Here is a 2,122-nt window from a genome sequence, read left to right on the forward strand (position 1 = left end):
CAGGATAAGGGAGCTGTACCGTGCCGGGTGTTCCTGTTTGAGATATTCCCGGTGCAGCCGCCCGTAGCGTCCGATGGTGCGGTTCTCCTCCGGCAGCTTCAAGTCCGGGATGTAGTAGTCGCCTACCAACGTATAATGAAGTCCATTATTCTCATCATAAATATGTTTTTTCAATTTATCCATTTTGTTAATCTCCTCATTCTGGTTTTATGGCGGCAATGTCGGCATGACCCATGAGGTACTGTAAAGTCTTTGCATTTACTCCTGACTTTGCCATGTTACTACAATAGGTATGTCTGCATACATGCGGCGTTATCTTTGGCAGTTCTTCCCTGTATGTCCTGTTATACTTCCCCAGAGCATACTCGAACCGCTTTTCCCAATGTAATGCAAGGTACGGCATACCGTTTTTATCCAGTACCAGAAAGCCGCCTACACCATCCACCATTGGCTCCACCTTTGCTTTTCTGCGTCTGGCTATCAGCTTTTTAAAGTACTGGTAAACTTCTTCCGTCATTGGAAGATAACGCTCGCCGTATGTAGTCTTGGTGTCTGCAATCATATATTTTCCCTCTCTTGTACGCTGCAACTGTTTATCTATATGTATCTTCCGTCCTTTCATATCCACGTCTGACAGCGTCAGGCCGCAAAATTCCGATACTCTCATGCCAGTTTTAAAAAGTATATACATACCCTCATAGTACTGTCTGTAATGCTTATCATTTTTGATAAACTCCAAAAATAATCTTTCCTGTTTTGGTGTAACAGCTTCCCTTCTCACGCTGTCATTGATTAACACTGTTGCAAGTTCCCAGTCGAAAGGGTTCTTCCTGATTAAGTCATCCTCAACCGCCATACGAAAGGCAGGACGCACAACACCTCTGATACTATGGATACTGCTGTAACTTCTCTTATCCTCTGACTGTAGCTTTATCAGCCAGAGTTTGGCGTCTGACGGTTTTACCAAATCAATCCTCCGGCTGCCAAACTCTTCTTTCTTCAGTATGTTGACAACTGTTTTATATCCTGCAAGGGTGTTATGCCTTACCCCTGTTTTGATTGAAATATATCTCTCAACCAGTTCCAGTACCGTGACATCTCCACCGTGGTATGCCAGTTCTTCATTGAGGGATTTTTCAATCTCTTTTTCCAGTTCCCTCAATGCTTTGCATTCCCTTTTACCGTCCGGCAGTTTATCAGTCGGCTCCAGTTTCCAACTGTAAACATAGTGCATCTTATTGTCTCTGCCACGGTAGGCATACATAAACTTTCCATCCTGTCTCTGCTGTTCACCTGTCCTCAATATACGGCCTTTGCTGTCTCTTCTCTTATTATCTTTGCCCATAAGCTGCCTCCATATAATCAAAATTTTTTACCGCCCTCTCTTTCAAGGAAGCTTATGATACCGCTGATTCTCCAATCAGTTGTGAACTGGAAGTGAATTTTTACTAAAAATTTGAAATTGCCAATGTATATCAGCGGTTAAATTTGATTGAAATTGTAACTATTCCTCATGCAACACAATTATTCCAACAAGTCCAATTTTTGCAATTACTGGAATTTATCAGCTGCGTGTGATTCGCAACTATCATTGTACTTTTCTTTATCACTTGAATTTATTGCTGCTGTTATGCCGGCTCGGTCTGCAACCTGTGTATTTCTTCCTACATAGATATGGTTTTCTGAAATGCTCCCCCTTTACAGTCTTTTCAAAATTTCCCATTGTTCAGCATGACAGGCAGGACATACTGAAATACTGTTTTCCTAACCAGTCTGATTTCTGCTTTCATCCAATTTTTCAACACAGCAGACTACCACCATATACTTTTTTTCTGGAAACGCTGCTTTCATACCTCAAAACAAACTTTTTACAAAAAAATATATCCCCTTCCCTTAACATGCACTTTTAAAAAAATATCCGTGACATAATTTCTGTCTGTTCCAATTTTCTGTTTTTAATATGCACTTTTAAATCTGCGTCCGTAAAAAACCGCCCACAGCCTTCAGACCGTGGGCGGTTCCCTTTCTAAAACCCTTCATCTTCCACAATGTCATTAACTTAAGGAAAAGAACAATACCGGATGTCTTTACACCCATTCATGGGATAAAGACATCCGGTATT

General features: G+C 41.3%; 2 protein-coding genes. Both read right to left on the reverse strand.

Annotation, left to right across the window (positions count from 1 at the left end; translation table 11 throughout):
• The coding region (locus NFS35_RS28720; RefSeq protein ID WP_251210366.1) for a TnpV protein at positions 1 to 183 on the reverse strand (183 nt) is incomplete at its 3' end.
• A 13-nt stretch (positions 184 to 196) separates the two neighbouring features.
• Positions 197 to 1,345 (reverse strand): site-specific integrase, encoded by a 1,149-nt coding sequence (locus NFS35_RS28725; protein WP_251210367.1) that lies wholly within the window; start codon positions 1,343 to 1,345, stop codon positions 197 to 199.
• Positions 1,346 to 2,122 lie beyond the last annotated feature (777 nt).

Origin of the sequence: Acetatifactor aquisgranensis (assembly GCF_943193215.1) — a bacterium.
Classification (GTDB): domain Bacteria; phylum Bacillota; class Clostridia; order Lachnospirales; family Lachnospiraceae; genus Acetatifactor; species Acetatifactor aquisgranensis.

Bases quoted from the DNA above. Each gene is read 5' to 3' on its own strand.
- NFS35_RS28725 (WP_251210367.1), bottom strand. From the start codon at position 1,345: ATGGGCAAAGATAATAAGAGAAGAGACAGCAAAGGCCGTATATTGAGG.